15 protein-coding genes are annotated in these 16,151 nt (G+C 37.8%); 10 read left to right on the forward strand and 5 right to left on the reverse strand.

Translation table 11 applies throughout. The annotated features are described in order from the left end of the window. Positions 1-578: 578 nt before the first annotated feature. From OQE68_RS29990 to OQE68_RS30010, 5 genes are all read left to right on the forward strand, one after another. Positions 579-1,280 (forward strand): class I SAM-dependent methyltransferase, encoded by a 702-nt coding sequence (locus tag OQE68_RS29990; protein ID WP_180571615.1) that lies wholly within the window; start codon positions 579-581, stop codon positions 1,278-1,280. After that, positions 1,250-2,281 (forward strand): type 2 periplasmic-binding domain-containing protein, encoded by a 1,032-nt coding sequence (locus tag OQE68_RS29995; RefSeq protein ID WP_180571616.1) that lies wholly within the window; start codon positions 1,250-1,252, stop codon positions 2,279-2,281. Before OQE68_RS29990 ends, OQE68_RS29995 begins: the two co-directional genes overlap by 31 nt. After that, positions 2,278-3,753, forward strand: coding sequence for a sensor histidine kinase (locus OQE68_RS30000; RefSeq protein ID WP_180571617.1), 1,476 nt, complete (start codon positions 2,278-2,280; stop codon positions 3,751-3,753). The genes OQE68_RS29995 and OQE68_RS30000 overlap by 4 nt, the downstream gene beginning before the upstream one ends. A gap of 13 nt (positions 3,754-3,766) precedes the next feature. Beyond that, complete coding sequence (locus OQE68_RS30005) at positions 3,767-4,411, forward strand: response regulator (RefSeq protein ID WP_180571618.1); 645 nt, start codon at positions 3,767-3,769, stop codon at positions 4,409-4,411. Between the two features lie 524 nt (positions 4,412-4,935). Next, positions 4,936-5,310 carry a DUF2750 domain-containing protein gene (locus OQE68_RS30010; RefSeq protein ID WP_180571390.1) on the forward strand — a complete coding sequence of 125 codons (375 nt, stop codon included), beginning with the start codon at positions 4,936-4,938 and terminating at the stop codon, positions 5,308-5,310. A gap of 85 nt (positions 5,311-5,395) precedes the next feature. Here the strand turns inward: OQE68_RS30010 and OQE68_RS30015 are convergent, their stop codons facing one another. Together OQE68_RS30015 and OQE68_RS30020 are read right to left on the reverse strand one after the other, a co-directional pair. Continuing rightward, the gene (locus tag OQE68_RS30015; RefSeq protein WP_266196026.1) at positions 5,396-5,890 is read right to left on the reverse strand and encodes a ParB/RepB/Spo0J family partition protein; all 495 of its coding nucleotides are present in this window, start codon (positions 5,888-5,890) and stop codon (positions 5,396-5,398) included. A 154-nt stretch (positions 5,891-6,044) separates the two neighbouring features. Beyond that, positions 6,045-6,437, reverse strand: coding sequence for a hypothetical protein (locus OQE68_RS30020; RefSeq protein ID WP_180571392.1), 393 nt, complete (start codon positions 6,435-6,437; stop codon positions 6,045-6,047). Between the two features lie 324 nt (positions 6,438-6,761). On the opposite strand from OQE68_RS30020, the gene OQE68_RS30025 reads away from it, so the two are divergent. From OQE68_RS30025 to OQE68_RS30045, 5 genes are all read left to right on the forward strand, one after another. Beyond that, positions 6,762-7,868 (forward strand): PD-(D/E)XK nuclease-like domain-containing protein, encoded by a 1,107-nt coding sequence (locus OQE68_RS30025; protein ID WP_266196027.1) that lies wholly within the window; start codon positions 6,762-6,764, stop codon positions 7,866-7,868. Beyond that, positions 7,865-8,605, forward strand: a complete 741-nt coding sequence (locus OQE68_RS30030; protein WP_266196028.1) for a recombinase RecT — start codon at positions 7,865-7,867, stop codon at positions 8,603-8,605. Before OQE68_RS30025 ends, OQE68_RS30030 begins: the two co-directional genes overlap by 4 nt. 495 nt (positions 8,606-9,100) lie before the next feature. Beyond that, positions 9,101-10,177 (forward strand): replication initiation protein, encoded by a 1,077-nt coding sequence (locus OQE68_RS30035; RefSeq protein WP_180571655.1) that lies wholly within the window; start codon positions 9,101-9,103, stop codon positions 10,175-10,177. Positions 10,178-10,422: 245 nt separating this feature from the next. Next, positions 10,423-11,757: an AAA family ATPase gene (locus OQE68_RS30040; protein ID WP_180571654.1), complete on the forward strand. Its 1,335-nt coding sequence runs from the start codon at positions 10,423-10,425 to the stop codon at positions 11,755-11,757. After that, complete coding sequence (locus OQE68_RS30045) at positions 11,758-12,855, forward strand: ParB/RepB/Spo0J family partition protein (protein ID WP_180571653.1); 1,098 nt, start codon at positions 11,758-11,760, stop codon at positions 12,853-12,855. Positions 12,856-12,968: 113 nt separating this feature from the next. On the opposite strand, the gene OQE68_RS30050 is transcribed toward OQE68_RS30045, so the two are convergent. From OQE68_RS30050 to OQE68_RS30060, 3 genes are all read right to left on the reverse strand, one after another. Further along, complete coding sequence (locus OQE68_RS30050) at positions 12,969-13,997, reverse strand: hypothetical protein (RefSeq protein WP_180571537.1); 1,029 nt, start codon at positions 13,995-13,997, stop codon at positions 12,969-12,971. Beyond that, positions 13,975-15,537, reverse strand: coding sequence for a portal protein (locus tag OQE68_RS30055; RefSeq protein ID WP_266196029.1), 1,563 nt, complete (start codon positions 15,535-15,537; stop codon positions 13,975-13,977). Before OQE68_RS30055 ends, OQE68_RS30050 begins: the two co-directional genes overlap by 23 nt. 184 nt (positions 15,538-15,721) lie before the next feature. Then, the gene (locus OQE68_RS30060) at positions 15,722-16,150 is read right to left on the reverse strand and encodes a hypothetical protein (protein WP_266196030.1); all 429 of its coding nucleotides are present in this window, start codon (positions 16,148-16,150) and stop codon (positions 15,722-15,724) included. Position 16,151 lies beyond the last annotated feature (1 nt).

Genomic DNA, 16,151 nt, shown 5'->3' on the forward strand with positions numbered 1-16,151 from the left:
ATTTGACAGAAAGTCATAGCATTCTCTTTCTATCAAGCAGCAGAAAACATTAGCTATATCTTTGTTGCCGAAAAATATAGCTAATACAAATGATATCGATGCTTTTCGAGAGATTTAAAGCGCTTCTATGCGTATGCTTTAATTTACTCTCACATCAATCCACTACTATCCGCACTACTTTAAAATCAGACTCATAAAATAGTCTTCAGGAGTGGTATTTACCTTGTCGCTTATATACATCAGTATAATTACACAACTTACTAAACAACGCAATACTAAATCCCGCATATCGGGATATTAATCCCGACCACCTTTATTCATAGAACACTTTTCATTTTACAAATGCAGTAAAACTCATGGTTTAAAGTCGGCACAAAGTAAGTAGGCAATCACATTTATTTCTGTGTGGTTTTCTTTCTATTTATATCTGATAAAATCTCGACATTAAGAATCTTAAAAGGCACGATCAAAAGAATAAGTTAAGTGTTTTATTCTTTGACCAAGTAGCATTCAAAATACGTTAATGCTAACCAAATTCGTTATGGGTGCCAGAGCAAGTATATGAAGTGAGTAAAATAATGAATAACGTTCTAGATGATGTATACGAAATAAACAAAGCTTTTACTGAAAACTATACCGATGACTTAGACTTCTATTTAGAGTTTTGCACAGACCATACTACACTTGAGTTATTTGCAGGCTATGGGCGTGTAACTAATTTCCTATGCCAACACGATGTAGACATAGAATCAGTTGAATTACTTAATGAGTATTCAAAATACATAAAACTCCCCACAAACAGGGTTCATACATGTAATGTGCTAGATTTTAAACCATTAAGAACATTTGATCGTGTTATAGCAGCCTACAACTCTCTTTGTCTACTAACTAAAGACAAAGATATTATTGCGTTTTTTAAGAACCTTGATTCTTGGTTAAACAGTGGTGGAATGGCTGTATTTAGCTATTATCATCCAGATTATTGGCACGAAGCAGCAATAGACGCCTTCCAGTACAAGGGCAGCAATATTACCTATCTACCCTCCTTTGACCTAACAGCTAGAAATCAGAAAAAGGCGAAGTGGACTGATGTGTTCAAAACCGATAACGAACAGCTTTTACTTGAACACGACATTAGAGTATATGAAAATGCAGCCGACTTGGCTCCATATTTACGGAGTACTGACTTAGATATAATCGATGTAGTTGAAAACTACAATAAAGACAAAAGTGAATTGGTAGAACCTGGATGGGTAGACTTCGTTTTAAAGAAAAAGTAGCTATTGCTTTACTTTCTTTACTTAGCACTAACTTCTGTTTAGCAAGTGAACTTCAGTATGATAAAACAGTACGTATACTAACATGGTGGGGATACCTAGATCATGATGATTTAGTCAGAGAAGTGGAAACTGCCTGTAAAGTAAATATCAGCTATGATGAGTTCTACAGTAACCCAGAATTTATTAGGAGAAGTCAAGAGCGCAAATATGATCTGCTCATTTACTCAGATACAGTAGGGGATTTTGTAGAAAAAAAAATGCCTATGCCAGGTATTGATCTGAGCGATATTGCTAATAGCTATCATCCTGTCGTTCGAGATCAGTTTAAACAAGAGCAACATGCAAAAAACACACTTTACTTTGTGCTTTCAGGTACTGTGTTCTTGTGGAATGCAGACCTCGTAAGCCTCACGAGCAATGATTCAATCTCAGATATTTTCAACAAAGGTAAAGGTAAAACTGTCGCACTCCTTGATGACTATGTTGAAATATTAACTTTATTGATGAATGAGAAACATCACGAAAAAGCTGATATTTTTTCAATGCTAAAGAGTGTTCTGGGGGGGAGCAATCTAATTATTACCAACAACTTAGGTCGAATTCTTAAAAGTAAGGACTTTGCCATCGGTTATGCCTGGTCTGGTGAAGCAATCATCTCTATGTCCGAAACAAACCAAAATATCAAGGCAATGATGCATCCATCATTATCCCATATCTCTAAAGACCTAGTTTCACTTTTATCTAGTGATAGTGCTTCTTTATGCGTCGCGAAGGCTTTTACAGGTAAAAAATTTATTTCAGATGTTGCTGAAAGATCATTCTATTTTTCTCCCTACAAAAAGGAGTCACATGCCGGTAATACAGTATATGACAGGCTTTACAAAGAGTTTAATACAAAGATAGGAGAACTAGTCTGGCTAAAAAAGTTTACGGTAGAGGAAAATAAGTTTTTTGAAAAAAAGTGGCTACAGATCAAGGTTGATTTAGGGTACAAAGCTTGAGCAAAACGCTAAAAACAGTGGAGAACAATCTTGTCATTTCTGTTGTTATCTCCGTCATCACATCAATTATTGTAATCAGCATCTCTTATATCTATGTACTCAACAGATATACAGATAGCAATGAAAAAATAGCCAATACAGAGCTTGTTCGAGTTATTGACAACTACAAGTACAACTTCCTTTCTAAGATAGGTATCCTTGTTACCTCAACAGAGGTTGTTGACTTTTTCAAGTCAGGAAAAAAAACAAGAAGTGAGCTTAAGACAGGTGTATTAAGAGTCATGGCAAGGATGCCAAAAGACAACGAAGTCGCTGGTTGGCAGTTTGTATCAGATAAAGGAAAATCCCTGATTAATATTGGTACTAGCACTAAACAGTTTGTACGCCTTCAACTATGCTACCTATCAACAGGGTTAAGCGCTCAATATGGTGAATGTATAGCTAGCTTACTTATTTACTTTAATGTTGATAATTTAATCAACAAGTTGAATCGATTAAATAAAAATATTCGTTATTGCCCTGGCTGCTCACCTACTCAATTTATTGAGTCAGATCAATATGGCTTTTTTAATGTAGAATCCAATGTACAATTGGATGTTGAATATGCAACTCCAAAAAACGTACCAATATGGCCTTTATTCATCGTTTCAATCGCTGGGCTTGCCTGGGTAGGTTATCACTCTAAAAGGCATATACGAAAAATATTAAGAAGGGATGTTATTAACCCTTTGACAACTGTGTGTAAACATAACAAACAAAATGTCGTTTCTGGATACGCTGAGTCTACTGTAGAAGAAATTGTTGCTATTCGTATGAAGTATAAGTTACTTCAAACTAAGTCTGTTACAGCTGAACAAGAAAAGCGAAAGATTGCGAATGAGCTTCATGATGCACTAGGTTCCTTTATTATAAAGCTACGGTGGGAAATAGCCGAGATACTTAAACGAAACCAGCATAATGAAAAAGATTTACCCTTAATCCGTACTGCTTTAGAGAGCGTAGACTATTTATTAACAGCCACTGATAACATCATAGAACTTCTAAGGCCAGAAGTAGTTGACACACTTGGGATAAAAGGAGCAATAAAATCTGTTATCAGTGAGTGGGAGGAGTTAAAATCATTTACTGTGGATTTTTCCTTTAATTTTGAGGATACAGACCTTCCAGATGTAGTTACTCATTCAGCCTACCGAATCGTGCAAGAAGCATTGACTAATATTGTTAAACACTCGCAAGCTACTGCTGTGACTATAGCTATCAATGCAATAAGCTGTAATCAAGAAGACTGTTTACAGTTGATTATTAAGGATAACGGCAAAGGACTTGACTACAAATCAATCAAAAGTGGACATGGCTTGTCCAGCATGAAGGAGCGATCAGTTTCGTTAGGAGGACACTTTGAGATTACATCAGACCTTAACCAGGGCACTAGTATTGAGGTAATTTTACCCTTGAATTTTTCAATCCCATAGCAATTTTGCCATTATGAAACCAATTAATGTATTTATAGCAGATGACCATGAAATTGTTCGAACCGGCCTAACTGAGTTGCTTAATAACTATGTTGGTGATTTCTCGATCAATATTGTTGGTAGTGCAAGCAACGTGGACGAGTTAACTAAAAATGCTAAAAGGAAAAACATTGATATATTTATAACTGATTTAGGCTTCGAAGGGACAAAGGGCGATGTGGGTATTATTCAAAAAATACTAGACATTAACAGAAAAGCTAAAATTGTTGTCTTTTCGATGCGAAACAAGACGCCTACCATTATAGGCTGTTACCGGTTAGGTGCTAAAGGGTATGTGAGCAAAAGTGCGGATAGTGGCTTGATATTGGATGCCATTCAGACTGTTCATTCAGGTGAAAAGTACTTCATGCCAGGTGTTCTTGAAAAAGTTGGACTCAGCAGTTTATATGATCCACTGGAAAAGCTCGATGATCGGGAAAAAACTATTTTCCTTTCACTTGCTCAGAACATTGACATATCTGATGTAGCTCAAGAGCTAAATATCAGTGAAAAGACAATACAAAATATAATTACACAAAAGATCAAACCTGTGCTTGGTGTTAGTCGCAGCGGCTTTCGTGATTGTGCGATTCGAATGGGCCTAATTGATGACTTTTAATACAGAATAATAACTGCTGCAAAGTAGTTTATTTTTCCATTAAGACAGCACTAGAGATTAACCCGTTGATGCTTTTTTGTGTCAACGGGTTTTTTATTAAGCGTAAGAATTAGAAAATTTAAGAGTGTTTTTTTAATTTTACCTAACAAACTATTTTTAAAATTTTATTACTAAAATTCATATTCTTTATATATTGATTATTAACTGCATACCAATTTATAGTAGACACACGACAGAGGAAGCAGTCAGGCGGTACTGTCTCCAATCAATCTAAGTTTCAGCCTAACTAATATCTCATACCATTAGGTAGTGCTACTCTTATTGTATTAGGCAATTTATCCAATGACTAACCACTGTTGTAATTAGCCCAGATCCATTCTGGGTTCATTTCATAATCCTTAATTTAACTTGTGTAGAGTGTGTCTGTTAAACGACATACTGGAACCTCTGGTTTAGGGGGCTCTTTGCCCCCATTTTTTTACTTATCAAATATTATTTATAATAAAATTAAATGGGGTAATTAAATGCGGTCTCCATTGCCTGATGATTTGGCTACCATTGTCACCTGGCCACGATTAAAACGTTATTGCTATTTTTTTGAAGAAGCGGTTGAAACCAATCAAATCTGGACATTATATAGAGGAAGCTGGGCCATCGAACAATCCAACGGTTATCAAACGTTTCCTCTTTGGCCTAACGGGGCTTTTGCCACAATTTGTGCAATTAAACAATGGCAATATTTTAAACCCATACAATTTACTATTGAGATTGTGTTGAACGAAGTCATTCCTATGCTGGATAACAGTTTATGGTTTCCTTCCATTTTTCAAACACCCTCTGACAGGGGCACCATTATTAATACGCAGTTATTAAAAGATGAATTGTTAGGCCTGATGTAATTAAAAAGTATTTTGCGTTCATTATTTTCGTTGGGTCGTAGGGGTACTATGTCCCGTTTGCCAGATTATGTTGTACTGGCCTTTTTTAGTTCTTCCTTAATTTTTTGATGATGGCTTCCAATTCCTCATCGTTGCTAAAAGCCAGCACCACATAGCCACCATTGGTGCTATTTTTAGCTCGTCTCCCACGTTTAACCACGGAGGTAAATCCCGTGAGCGTTGATAATTTTTGGCCTAGCTGATCATCCTTCATTGTCTGCCATTTTGCCAACGTATCAACTTCTTCCAGTAACTGAATTTCACCAGCTAGGTCACGACTTGACCAGTCGTGTATATAAGCCTGCTTAACCAGTTGCATTTGCTGGTAGATATTTTTGACGGTGACCAGCTCCCGTAAATGTGCAGCAGGGAGAGTATACTTATCTAATAGAGCTTTAACCTTTGGATGTAACTGATCAAACCGCGATAGATGTGATACTTCAGCCCGTGAAACTTTCATTCGCATGGCAATATCTGCTTGTGATAAGCCCTGCTCTTTTAACTGCTTGCACCGTTTAACGGCTTTCCAAATGTCATTCATACTGAGTTATTGTTTAATGGATAACTTGTAGCAATGCTACAAGTTATTATGACATAATTGGTTTACTAGGTCGACTATTGTTTACAGTTTCTCTGAAACGCTACTCATGCATCTTCTCTGTTGATAACACTATTTAAGTGTTTGCTGCTATTTATTAACAGGCTAGTGCCTGATTTTCAATAGACTGCAGTTCAAGTCGGCGTTGTTCGAGTAGTGCCCGCGTTTCCCGATGTTGCTGGCTAAGTTGCTGGTATTGTTTTTCCAACAAGTTGATCTCTTTTTCAACCGTTGTAGCAGGACGCTGACTGCGCTCAGTGCCTAAGAATTCATCTTTGTGTGCTCGTAACACTGACAGTTTGGGCTGAGAACGGTTGTAATGTGCTGCCTGTACTAATAACTCATTGTATAAGATGCGATTTCTTTGTCGGCAAAACCGGTGAACACTATCTCGTAAAGCACCATAATGAAGGTTATGGATTTTTGATAAATCTACAGGTCGTGCACCTTTTAAGATTTCGATTGAAGCTTCAATAAAGGCTGGATTCATAGTATCAACTCCTAATCCTATTAACACCAATGCTTCATTCCCATCCTGTTTTTCCCCTTGTTTATCACTGATAAAAAAATAGCTGCAACTTTTTTATTTATTTCTAAAGAGTCATTAATCCATGCAACACTAGGCTAACGTCGAATCAGTGATGGGAGAAAATTTATCACTACGTGAAACAAATTTAAATACCTAATATTTAAAATTTCCATATTTTTTTGATCAACGATTATCATTGAATTTTCGTTATTTATTGGTGTTTTTTTGAGTAATTTATTAGTAATTTTCAATTCACGTTTTCAACAAATTTGTTAATTATCAAACATGATTCAGTTTGATTCTGAAAAATTAGCGCCCTGTTCTCACACCGATTTAGCATTATTTGAATCGCTTGGGCTGACTATCAATGAAGCGGTAACTCACACTGAAACGGGTGTCATACGGCACTACCTGGACGAACTGGGGCAATGTATCCCCGGTGTTTATAGAAATTTGCCAGCGGCTGATTATCACCAGGCACCAGCTTATTCACATAGCCAGCTAAAGGTGTTAATTAACCAATCAGCCAAGCACTTTTATTGTCAATTTATCGAATCAGACAAAACAACTAACAACCAAAAACCAGCCAGTTATTTAACAACGGGAGAGTTTATTCATACACTGTGCTTAGAGCCTGACAAGGTTTATCAGCGCTACTACTGTGATTTAGCCATTGAAGACTATCCAACAGCGCTAAAAACGACCACTGATATTGATCGAGCATTAGTCCAGCTAAAACAGCCTAAAACTAAAATTGGGGAGCGAAAAGCTGGTAAAATTGCCAGGTTGTTGTCAGTGGATCCTGATATAGAGGTTTGGGATCAGCTGTTGCTGGATCACCGTGAACAGCCAGAGCATCAACATAAGACACCTATTGCTAAAACTACTTGGTTACAAGCCCACCAAGCAATCAATGCTATCTATGAACGGCCAGAAGCCCGAGAAGCATTATCAGCTGGTATCTGTGAGCTGTCATTATTTGCTACCTGTCCTATCACTCAGCTACCCCTTAAATGCCGTATAGACTGGCTAACCCCTACCCTTCACCTATGGGATCTGAAAACAGCAGATACAGCCAATCCAGTTCTTTGGAAAAGCAAAGCTGCTAAATACGGATATCAATACCAAGACGCATTTTATCGCTATGTGTTTGAGATGTGCACAGGTTTGCTACCCAGTGGCTTTGACTTTTTAGTGGTTGAATATCAAGACGTCGCTATTTGTGAGCCGATCACATTTAACGAGAAAACCAAGCAATTAGCTGACGAGCAAGTGATTCAAGCATTACTCAAACTCAAAAGCTGTTTAGAAGACAATCAGTGGCCAGGTTATACCGATGCTGGCACAACCATACTTAATTTAACTCCTTGGTTATCAAAAGTACGACTATGAGCAATGACTCCCCTACCCCACCATTACCCTCTTATATACAAGCCATTGTTAAAGTTGAAGGACGTTTTAAACACATTGTCGAGCATCACAAATATAGCCTCAATTATCATGAAGAAGCTCAGTTCGCTAAGACACAAATTGCACAAACAGCAAAACTACAGCACTGTACCCCACAGTCGATACACGACAGCTTATTGCAAGCGGCCAGCTTAGGATTAACGCTTAATCACCAGAAGAAACTGTGTTACCTAACAACCCGGTATAACAAAGAACTTCTAGCTTTAGAGTGTAAGTTGGACATCACTTATCACGGCCTTTATACCCTGGCTTTAGAAACGGGTGTAGTACAGTTTGTAGTGGCTGAGCGAGTATTTGAAAGTGATATTCAGAACGGTGGGTTTGAGTATTTAGGTCCTTTGCTGCCACCAAAGCACCAAACCAAAAACCCTTTTTTGAGTGATCAAGAGAAAGGCAACTGTATAGGTGTTTATTGTGTAGCCAAGCTAGCTACCAACGACTACATGACTACATTTATGACACAGGTTGAATTGAATGCTTGTGCTCAACAAAATGGGTTCAATAGTAGTGTCTGGTTTGGCCCTTTTCGTGGAGAGATGGAAAAGAAAGCCTGTATCAAGCGTGCATTTAAGCTTTGGCCAAAAGCTCGAGATAAAAGCAGTCGGTTGAGTAATGCAGTTGAAATGTTAAACAGCAGCACATATGTGGATGCTTTTTAATCAAACACTTAAAATTTTATTTCTAATAACTATCATACGTAAGTTTGTGTGTTTTAAAAAATTTTCTTGTTAATAACTCTTGTTTACTTGTTTTATATCCCTCTACATGCCTTATATACCAAGGGATTCATGAGTTTTATAACTTGTTATAGTTTACTATATAACTTGTTATAGTTTACTTAATAGCTTGTTATAGTTTACTTAATAGCTTGTTATAGTTGACTTAATAGCTTGTTATAGTTGACTATATAACTTGCTTTTATTGACTTACTCATATACGGTTTTATTAAATAGCTTGCTTTTGTTGACTTTTAGCTTGTTGGAGCTTAAATCACTTGCTTTAGTTGATTTATAGTTTCATCTTTTGCTCATAATTACTTGTTTAAGTTGACTGCTATTTGCAATACATTGAAACAACTTGTTTTAGTTGACCAGCTTTTCTTATCTTTTAAGAGCTGAATATGCTAATTGGCACGTTTATAGGAGATTCATGACTTGGCGCAAAACAACTTGGTAGTAAAGAGAAATGAGCTCATTGAAGGTAACTACTCTCTTTCTGCAGTTGCTCAAAAAGTGGCTGCTGCAGTAATAGCTAAAGTAAATCCCGAAGCAGATAGTTTGCCAACTATTAAGTTGTCAGCACGTGAGGCGATTGAGTTACTTGGTATATCTAAGCAGTACTTCTATCGTGAAATGGACAATATAACTGATGAGTTAGGAAGAATTCTTATTAGACATAATCAGCTTGATGAAAAAAAGCTGGTTAAGTCGAACTTTTTTCTAAGAAGCACATATGATGAAACTGATAAGTCGGTAACGTTCGAGTTTCACCCAGACATAGAACCATATATACGTGACTTTCGTAGGAATTTCACTAAGTACCAAATTAGACAAATTAGAAATTTAAACTCAAAGTATTCAATTCGAGTATATGAGGTACTTAGAAAGTATCATCCTATTAAGTGCAGTAGATCTGAATCATACTATGAAGTTGGTATTGATGAATTTAGGTCTATGATGGGGATCGAAGAAGGTAAGCACCAGAGAATCAGTAATTTAAGAGAATATGTTTTAAAGAGAGCTGAAAAAGAGCTTACTGAAAAAACGGACCTAACCTTTAAATTTAAAATGCTTAGAAAAGCAAGAAAAATTAGTAGCATAAAATTTACTATTTATCATAATCAACGAAATATAAAACAAGAAGCTACTAACAAAGATGATCCTGAAGTATTAACTGAACAGGAAGAACAATTATTTTCTGACCTGAGTACGCTAATAAAAGGAATTGAAGTTAAAGAGGTTAAGGCTGCACTAAAGTTCTATGCTGTAGAAGTGCTCCAGGAAGCTATGTTCACGTACTTTCTAGCTCAAACGCGTGGACGTGATATTAAAAACCCTAAGTCATACTACTTTGGAATTTGTAAGAAACTGAATGATCACTATAAGCCAACGCAAAATAATACATCTAGCGATGCTGATTCCAGAGGATTGGCTAAAGAGTTGTTAGATGATGATTGGGCAAAAGTGATGTTAGATGAGTTTGTGGATGGTGATGAAAATATTGATGTATAGTCGTCTGATGGACTGTTAAAGTTTAATATTCTGATTATAAGAGGGAGAAATCCTCCCTTTTTCATTTCTTGCTTTATTTATCCTGCCTAAAAAGCAGGCATAACTTGTATTGTAAAGCCCCCTTTTGAGTACTCCTTAATCAATTTAATAGATAAACTAGTTTATAAAACCAAAAAACTTATATAAATTGTATCGTTATGTTATATATTATATAAGTACTCGTGTTTTTTACTAGGACTTTATAGATGACTGCTATTGACTCCCATTATCATAACTATATTACAAACGTTGAAAAAATAACTAATCGTGGCGAAGGACTCCTAAACAATATTCAGTCTGCTTTAGCGAAGAAGTCTAATAACCAGCTTAGTGACAACGATAAAGAAGTTTTACAAATTACAAGCCGTTCTCTTAACAGAAGATTTAGAGGCCATGAAGCAGCAAATCTAGTAGGTGTTACTACTGCTGCTATATATACAGCTGAGAAAGATGGAAAGCTACCACCACCTAAGTTAAAGGAAAATGCAGCAGGTGTTAGAAATGTTAGGGCTGGCTACACTCTTGCTGAGCTAAACCATATGAGAGAGGTTTTTGGCACATTACCTCATAAAGCTGATGATGAAAGTGCAGTAACACTTGGCTTTTTGAATCTTAAGGGCGGAGCCTGGAAAACTACTCTCGCTTTGTTATTTGGTCAACATTTAGCAACTTTAGGTTATAGAGTTTTATTTGTTGATACAGATCCTCAAGGTACTTTGAGTTTTTTCATGGGGTGCAGGCCTGATACTGACTGTGATTATTCAGATACTATTGCCCCATATGTTGTAGGAGATGAAGTAACTATAAATGAAAAAGGGTTTGAGTTTGGTTCACTCCACTATGCTATTAGAAACACTCATTGGCCCAATATTGATTTAATTCCAGGGAGCTTATCTATCTCATCAATAGATATGCAACTTCCTCACTTAATTTCAGCTGCATCTACTATTGAAGAAAAACAATACTACTTCCAGTTAATTCGCAATGGTATTGAGTCGGTTAAAAAAGATTATGATGTAGTTATAGTTGACGGAACGCCAAGTTTGAACACATTAACTATGAATGTGTTTTCTGCTTGTGATGTTGCTATTGTTCCCTGTCCTGCTCAAATGGCTGACTTTGCAAGTACAATGCAATTTTTCAACACTATTGGTGAAACCGTTCAATTTTATGAAGAAGGTAACTTCTCAATACCTGTACCAGATATCAGAGTTTTAATAACAAAATTTGCAACTGCTGGCTATGCAGATTGGATGGCTAAAATAATACGTCAAACATTTGGTGATTTAACTCTACATAATGTGGTCAAGAAAACCGATGAAGTAGGTAAGAAAGGAACTAAAATGACAACCATTTATGAGGAAGATTTAAAAGAAGCAAGCAACCGGAAAGGTATCAAGTCAGCCTTAGATATGTATGAAAAACCTTTCAACGAAATACTCACAGATGTTATTTTTCCATTTTGGCCTTCAAAGTCGAAAGAAAATATAAAAGAACAGTCTTCTATTGCTAAAACGCTTGAAACTGAGGGGGTTTTATAAATGAGCAAAGACCTACTTGATCTTGATGATGTAACTGCTGAAGTAGAAGAAGAAAAGCCGAAGAGAAGCTCTTTCGGTAAGAAGTTTATGGGAGTAAATCCAGCTTCAATGTTAGCTGGTAAGGATAGTGCTCCTCATATGGTTGGTGAGAAACTGAAAGCTAAAGATAAGGAAATAGAACAGCTCAAAGAACAGCTTAAACAAGCAAATGGCTCTTCCAGTTCAATAGAGCTTCGAATGCCTTTTTCAGGTAAAAGTGTTTCGTTTACCCTTAGAGAAATTGAACCCAGTTTAATTGATGTAAGCACTATAAATCAGCGTATTCAATCACTTTTAAATGATGCTGCAGTATCGGATATCCTTCCGGATATTAGAAAAAACGGGCAATCAGAACCAGGCTACTTACGTCCAACTAAAGACGGACGATTTGAACTAATAGCTGGCTCAAGAAGGCTTTACTGTGTTAAGCAAATTCCTGGCCGAAAGTACTTAGCTCTTATCGGTGATGTTCCTGATGAAGATATTAGGCATCTATCTAGAGTTGAAAATAAACAACGACCAATATCTGCCTATGAAACAGCAATGAGTTTCTATAACGATATAAATTCTGGAATATACAAAACTTGGGAGCAGTTGGCTGAAGTTGAAGATATAGCTAGAAGTACTGCATTTCGATATAAAAGACTAGTAGAACTTCCAGAAGTGTTTGTGCAGTTATTTACCAGCCCAAATGATATGTCAGTAACAGCAGCTGATTGGATAACTAGTGCTTTAAAGAAGGATGAAAAGACTAAAAAACTCCTCATTAGTAAAGCTAAAGATTTGCTTGATGACAAGGTAAATAAAATATGTAATGGCTATAAGCTTTTATCTGCTGAGCTAGTCCTTAAAGAACTAAAACGCTCTCTATTGGAGGGGGGTAAATCAACACCAACTAGAAAGAAGCCAGTAGTATACAAGGCAAAAGGGACACCAAAATTCAAGCACAGTCTTGCTTCCAATAATAACAGTAAGTTTGAAATTTTAGATGCAAGCACAGAAGAAATAGATAAAATTAAAGCATTCTTAGTTAGAATGTTTAAGGCTGAGGCTCAGTAAAGAAGTCCCAATTGGGACTTTTTGTATAAATATTATTCTGTTTTTGTTTAAGTTGTTGATTTTTAAGTAAAAAAAATAATTTTATCTATGTATTAAGGGGAAAATTTTTCCCCTTAATACATAGAAACCTCTGGCGCAGTTTCAATCGCTCCATACTCCATTGGGTCACTGACTAAAAAGCTTGGAGTAGGGGAGGGGGGCTCTTGAGAGCGTTTACTCCTTTTCAACGGTAGTTGTTTACCATCTATCTTCGTAGCGTTATCTAGCAAGGCTTTGAGTGGTTCCAGGTCTTCTACAGTTGATGGGTTAACCAGGGCATTTGCTACGGCATCGGTTATTACGACAGGTGAGTTTTTAGCAAATTCGGCAAACAAGGACTGCCTCTGTTGTGCTTCTTTTTCGATGGTTTGCTTCAGCGTATCATTATCATTAACCAGTGTTGTGTGTTCTTGGTTTAAGTGATCATACAACGCTTGTAGCTTCACCAGCTCATGAAAGTACATTTGGTTCTGGTTGTATGACAGTTCAACTGAATCAAACCACTGTTGAAGTCTGTTTTCTGCATCCTCTTCATTTACACCTGTTTGCTTGATGGCATCAAGGATGGCTGCAAAGTTAGGTTTCTCTTCTGCTGTGGAGTCGAGGACATAGCCACGGTTGTTAGCAAAGTTTGGATTGATTACATAATCAAAACCGCTGATCTGATTTAAGAATGTATTCGCACCTGTTTCACTTCCTCGTGCCGCAATTGAAAAACCACCCACTTTCGAGTTGTGTAACCCAAGTAGGGTTTTACCTTCTTCGTTGTCTAAAATTTCTTGTGAGTGTGTAACGTTGCCTTCATCATCAATGTTAAGTTCGGTACATACACAAGCTGGAATCGCTTTGATGACAATTTCTTTGCCACTATCCAGTTTGGCAACATCAGTTTCACCAGGGAACAATTTATTCGTCAGTTCGCGAATACCATGACCCACATAACCCACCATCTCCCTAAGTTTCAATCGCTCTTGGGTTTCAGGTGAGTCAATGATTTTCTTAAAGTTATCGAGCACATAACCACGTTCTTTGCCTGAGTAGCTTCTACCGTTTTCAAAGATATTAAATGTACAAGTGACTTTATTGAGTTTGTTTTTGCTCATGCTTGGGCTCGTTTGGTTTGCTTGGCTGGTCTTGAGTAGAGGAGGGTTTTTTGGAAGTAAACAGAGGGCTAATGTCGTCTGCCTGAAATTGCATTAACTCTGTCATGACCCAGTTCAGAGCGTCTTTCTTATCCAGTAGTTGGAACTCAGGATCAATTAGCTGAATCAATGAAACGACAGATGTTGCAAAGTTGGCTCGTACTTCTTGGGCTTGAGCTTGCTCTTGTTCCAGTGCGGTATTAATACTGTTGAATTTAATCACCCAGGGTTTGTCGTCGGGCGTATATACCTTGTTGTATTTATACGCTACATGAATCTCGAATAATCGTTCGATACCATTACGTACTGCATTTCGAACCAGGTTGGCTTTAATCGCTGCGGCAATGGCCATCCTAAAAAAACCACCATCCCCCAGACCACCTGACAGATCATCTGTAAACCCCAATAACGATTTATCGACACTGAGTGCAGATGCCAAGCGGTTGATGATAAAATTCACGTCTTCGATGGAAGCGATATTCACATCATTCACTTCGGTCTGAATATCAACCTTACCGGATCCACTCGACCACACCGGAAACACCAGGTTATTGATGGTGTTAAAAAAACCGCGGGACATCGCTTGATTGGATGAGTGGTCAGCTTTCTGTTTTAAAATCTTGGCAATGGTATTGAAATACCCCGCAGCTTTTTGAGGTGACTCTTGCCCCACATTGACTCCAATAAACCGATCTTTTTTACCGGCATTCCAGCGAGCCACACTTAACGCCATTGAGGCTTGTTCGAGTTTTTGCCAGGGATCAAAAGCCGCTCTTAACAGTGATTCTCCATAATGGGTGGTTTCAACAACCGGGTCATTTTCATAGTCATCGGATGCCAGGTTAAAATGGGCTTGCTCTCTTGAGACTTGGTGTTGTTGGTGACAACAGAGGTTTGACCATTGCGGGATTTTAAAGCCAACGATTTTCCAGGGTTCGATCAGTTGTTGTCTTTGTTCGGCGGGTTGGTGTTTTGATCGATAACCCACTAATAAACCAGCTCGTTCAAACTCCTTAATTGAAACAGGATGGGTATAACGGTCATGCCGCACATAACAGACCCCATACTTAGCGGCTTCATAAGCCCAATTATGCAATTGCGCATTAAACAAATCCCGAAACGTGTCATTCAAATCTGAAATCACTTGGTTTGGTTGACCGTCCTTTGACTCAATAAAAATGATCTCATTAGTGTCAGTGGTGGCAGAAAGGGCATGTTGAATGTGCATTTTTAAGGCTGCATCAATAGACGGATCCACCGCCATATCATCATAGATGTTGTATTGCTGGGTACGGTCAGTGGGGAAGGGGGTTTTTAGTGGTTCGTAGTGGCTGGCATCATCGGTTTGTAGCGGTTGATTCAGTAGTCGTTCAACACTGGAGATATCAGACGCAATACCATTAACCTGGCTATCATGAATAGCTGGCTCATTTTCATTAAAGCCGGAAAACAAACGCTTCCAACGGCTTTTCTGCTTGGGTTTTTCGGTCTTTACTGCCATAAACTCGCCTTTTCAGCGAGTATATAACGGTTTGACACAAAGTACGGCAGATAAAAAAATATTGTATGTGGGTGGGGTATATGTGTTGTGTAGCACTGCTACACAAGTTACACGTGGAGCATTTTTTATGTTCCACGGAAAGTGGGTGATAGCTATAGCCTGCTGCCAGGTTAGGTGCCATGCTTCAGTGTGCTTGGCGTAATACAGCTCTCACTTCTAGTTCTTCGTCAAAGAGTTCATAGGTTAAGAAGTCACCCTCTTCAGTATCCAGCACATGTTGAGTATTCGCCTGTGCCCCCATTTCAAACTGCCACTCAGCATATTGCCAAGCAGCAACGATCCCGTAAGCCGGGTCATTGAATGTCAATTGATTCAGTATTTCCTCATCGAGATTACCGACTGGAAATAATGTACGTGTATCGCCTTGCTCCATTAGTAATTTTTTTAGCCACCACCAGTAGGGACCATAGGCTCGGTAGTGCAAAGCGTTACGCCGTAACGTATTGATCAGGTTTTCAACGGTGCGGCTAATAAACTGTTCCTTAGTCTGGTTTGCTGTAGCCTCATCGAGCAGGGGTTGTAATTCAGTTTCAGTAAATACGTTAATTGCCATT

Source organism: Spartinivicinus marinus (assembly GCF_026309355.1).
Taxonomy (GTDB): Bacteria; Pseudomonadota; Gammaproteobacteria; order Pseudomonadales; family Zooshikellaceae; genus Spartinivicinus; species Spartinivicinus marinus.

What these genes read in the sequence shown, in the direction of transcription:
- OQE68_RS29990 (WP_180571615.1), top strand. Translation starts at nt 579, where the DNA reads ATGAATAACGTTCTAGATGATGTATACGAAATAAACAAAGCTTTTACT.
- OQE68_RS29995 (WP_180571616.1), top strand. Translation starts at nt 1,250, where the DNA reads ATGGGTAGACTTCGTTTTAAAGAAAAAGTAGCTATTGCTTTACTTTCT.
- OQE68_RS30005 (WP_180571618.1), top strand. Translation starts at nt 3,767, where the DNA reads ATGAAACCAATTAATGTATTTATAGCAGATGACCATGAAATTGTTCGA.
- OQE68_RS30010 (WP_180571390.1), top strand. Translation starts at nt 4,936, where the DNA reads ATGCGGTCTCCATTGCCTGATGATTTGGCTACCATTGTCACCTGGCCA.
- OQE68_RS30015 (WP_266196026.1), bottom strand. Translation starts at nt 5,890, where the DNA reads ATGAATGACATTTGGAAAGCCGTTAAACGGTGCAAGCAGTTAAAAGAG.
- OQE68_RS30020 (WP_180571392.1), bottom strand. Translation starts at nt 6,437, where the DNA reads ATGAATCCAGCCTTTATTGAAGCTTCAATCGAAATCTTAAAAGGTGCA.
- OQE68_RS30025 (WP_266196027.1), top strand. Translation starts at nt 6,762, where the DNA reads ATGATTCAGTTTGATTCTGAAAAATTAGCGCCCTGTTCTCACACCGAT.
- OQE68_RS30030 (WP_266196028.1), top strand. Translation starts at nt 7,865, where the DNA reads ATGAGCAATGACTCCCCTACCCCACCATTACCCTCTTATATACAAGCC.
- OQE68_RS30040 (WP_180571654.1), top strand. Translation starts at nt 10,423, where the DNA reads ATGACTGCTATTGACTCCCATTATCATAACTATATTACAAACGTTGAA.
- OQE68_RS30045 (WP_180571653.1), top strand. Translation starts at nt 11,758, where the DNA reads ATGAGCAAAGACCTACTTGATCTTGATGATGTAACTGCTGAAGTAGAA.
- OQE68_RS30050 (WP_180571537.1), bottom strand. Translation starts at nt 13,997, where the DNA reads ATGAGCAAAAACAAACTCAATAAAGTCACTTGTACATTTAATATCTTT.
- OQE68_RS30055 (WP_266196029.1), bottom strand. Translation starts at nt 15,537, where the DNA reads ATGGCAGTAAAGACCGAAAAACCCAAGCAGAAAAGCCGTTGGAAGCGT.
- OQE68_RS30060 (WP_266196030.1), bottom strand. Translation starts at nt 16,150, where the DNA reads ATGGCAATTAACGTATTTACTGAAACTGAATTACAACCCCTGCTCGAT.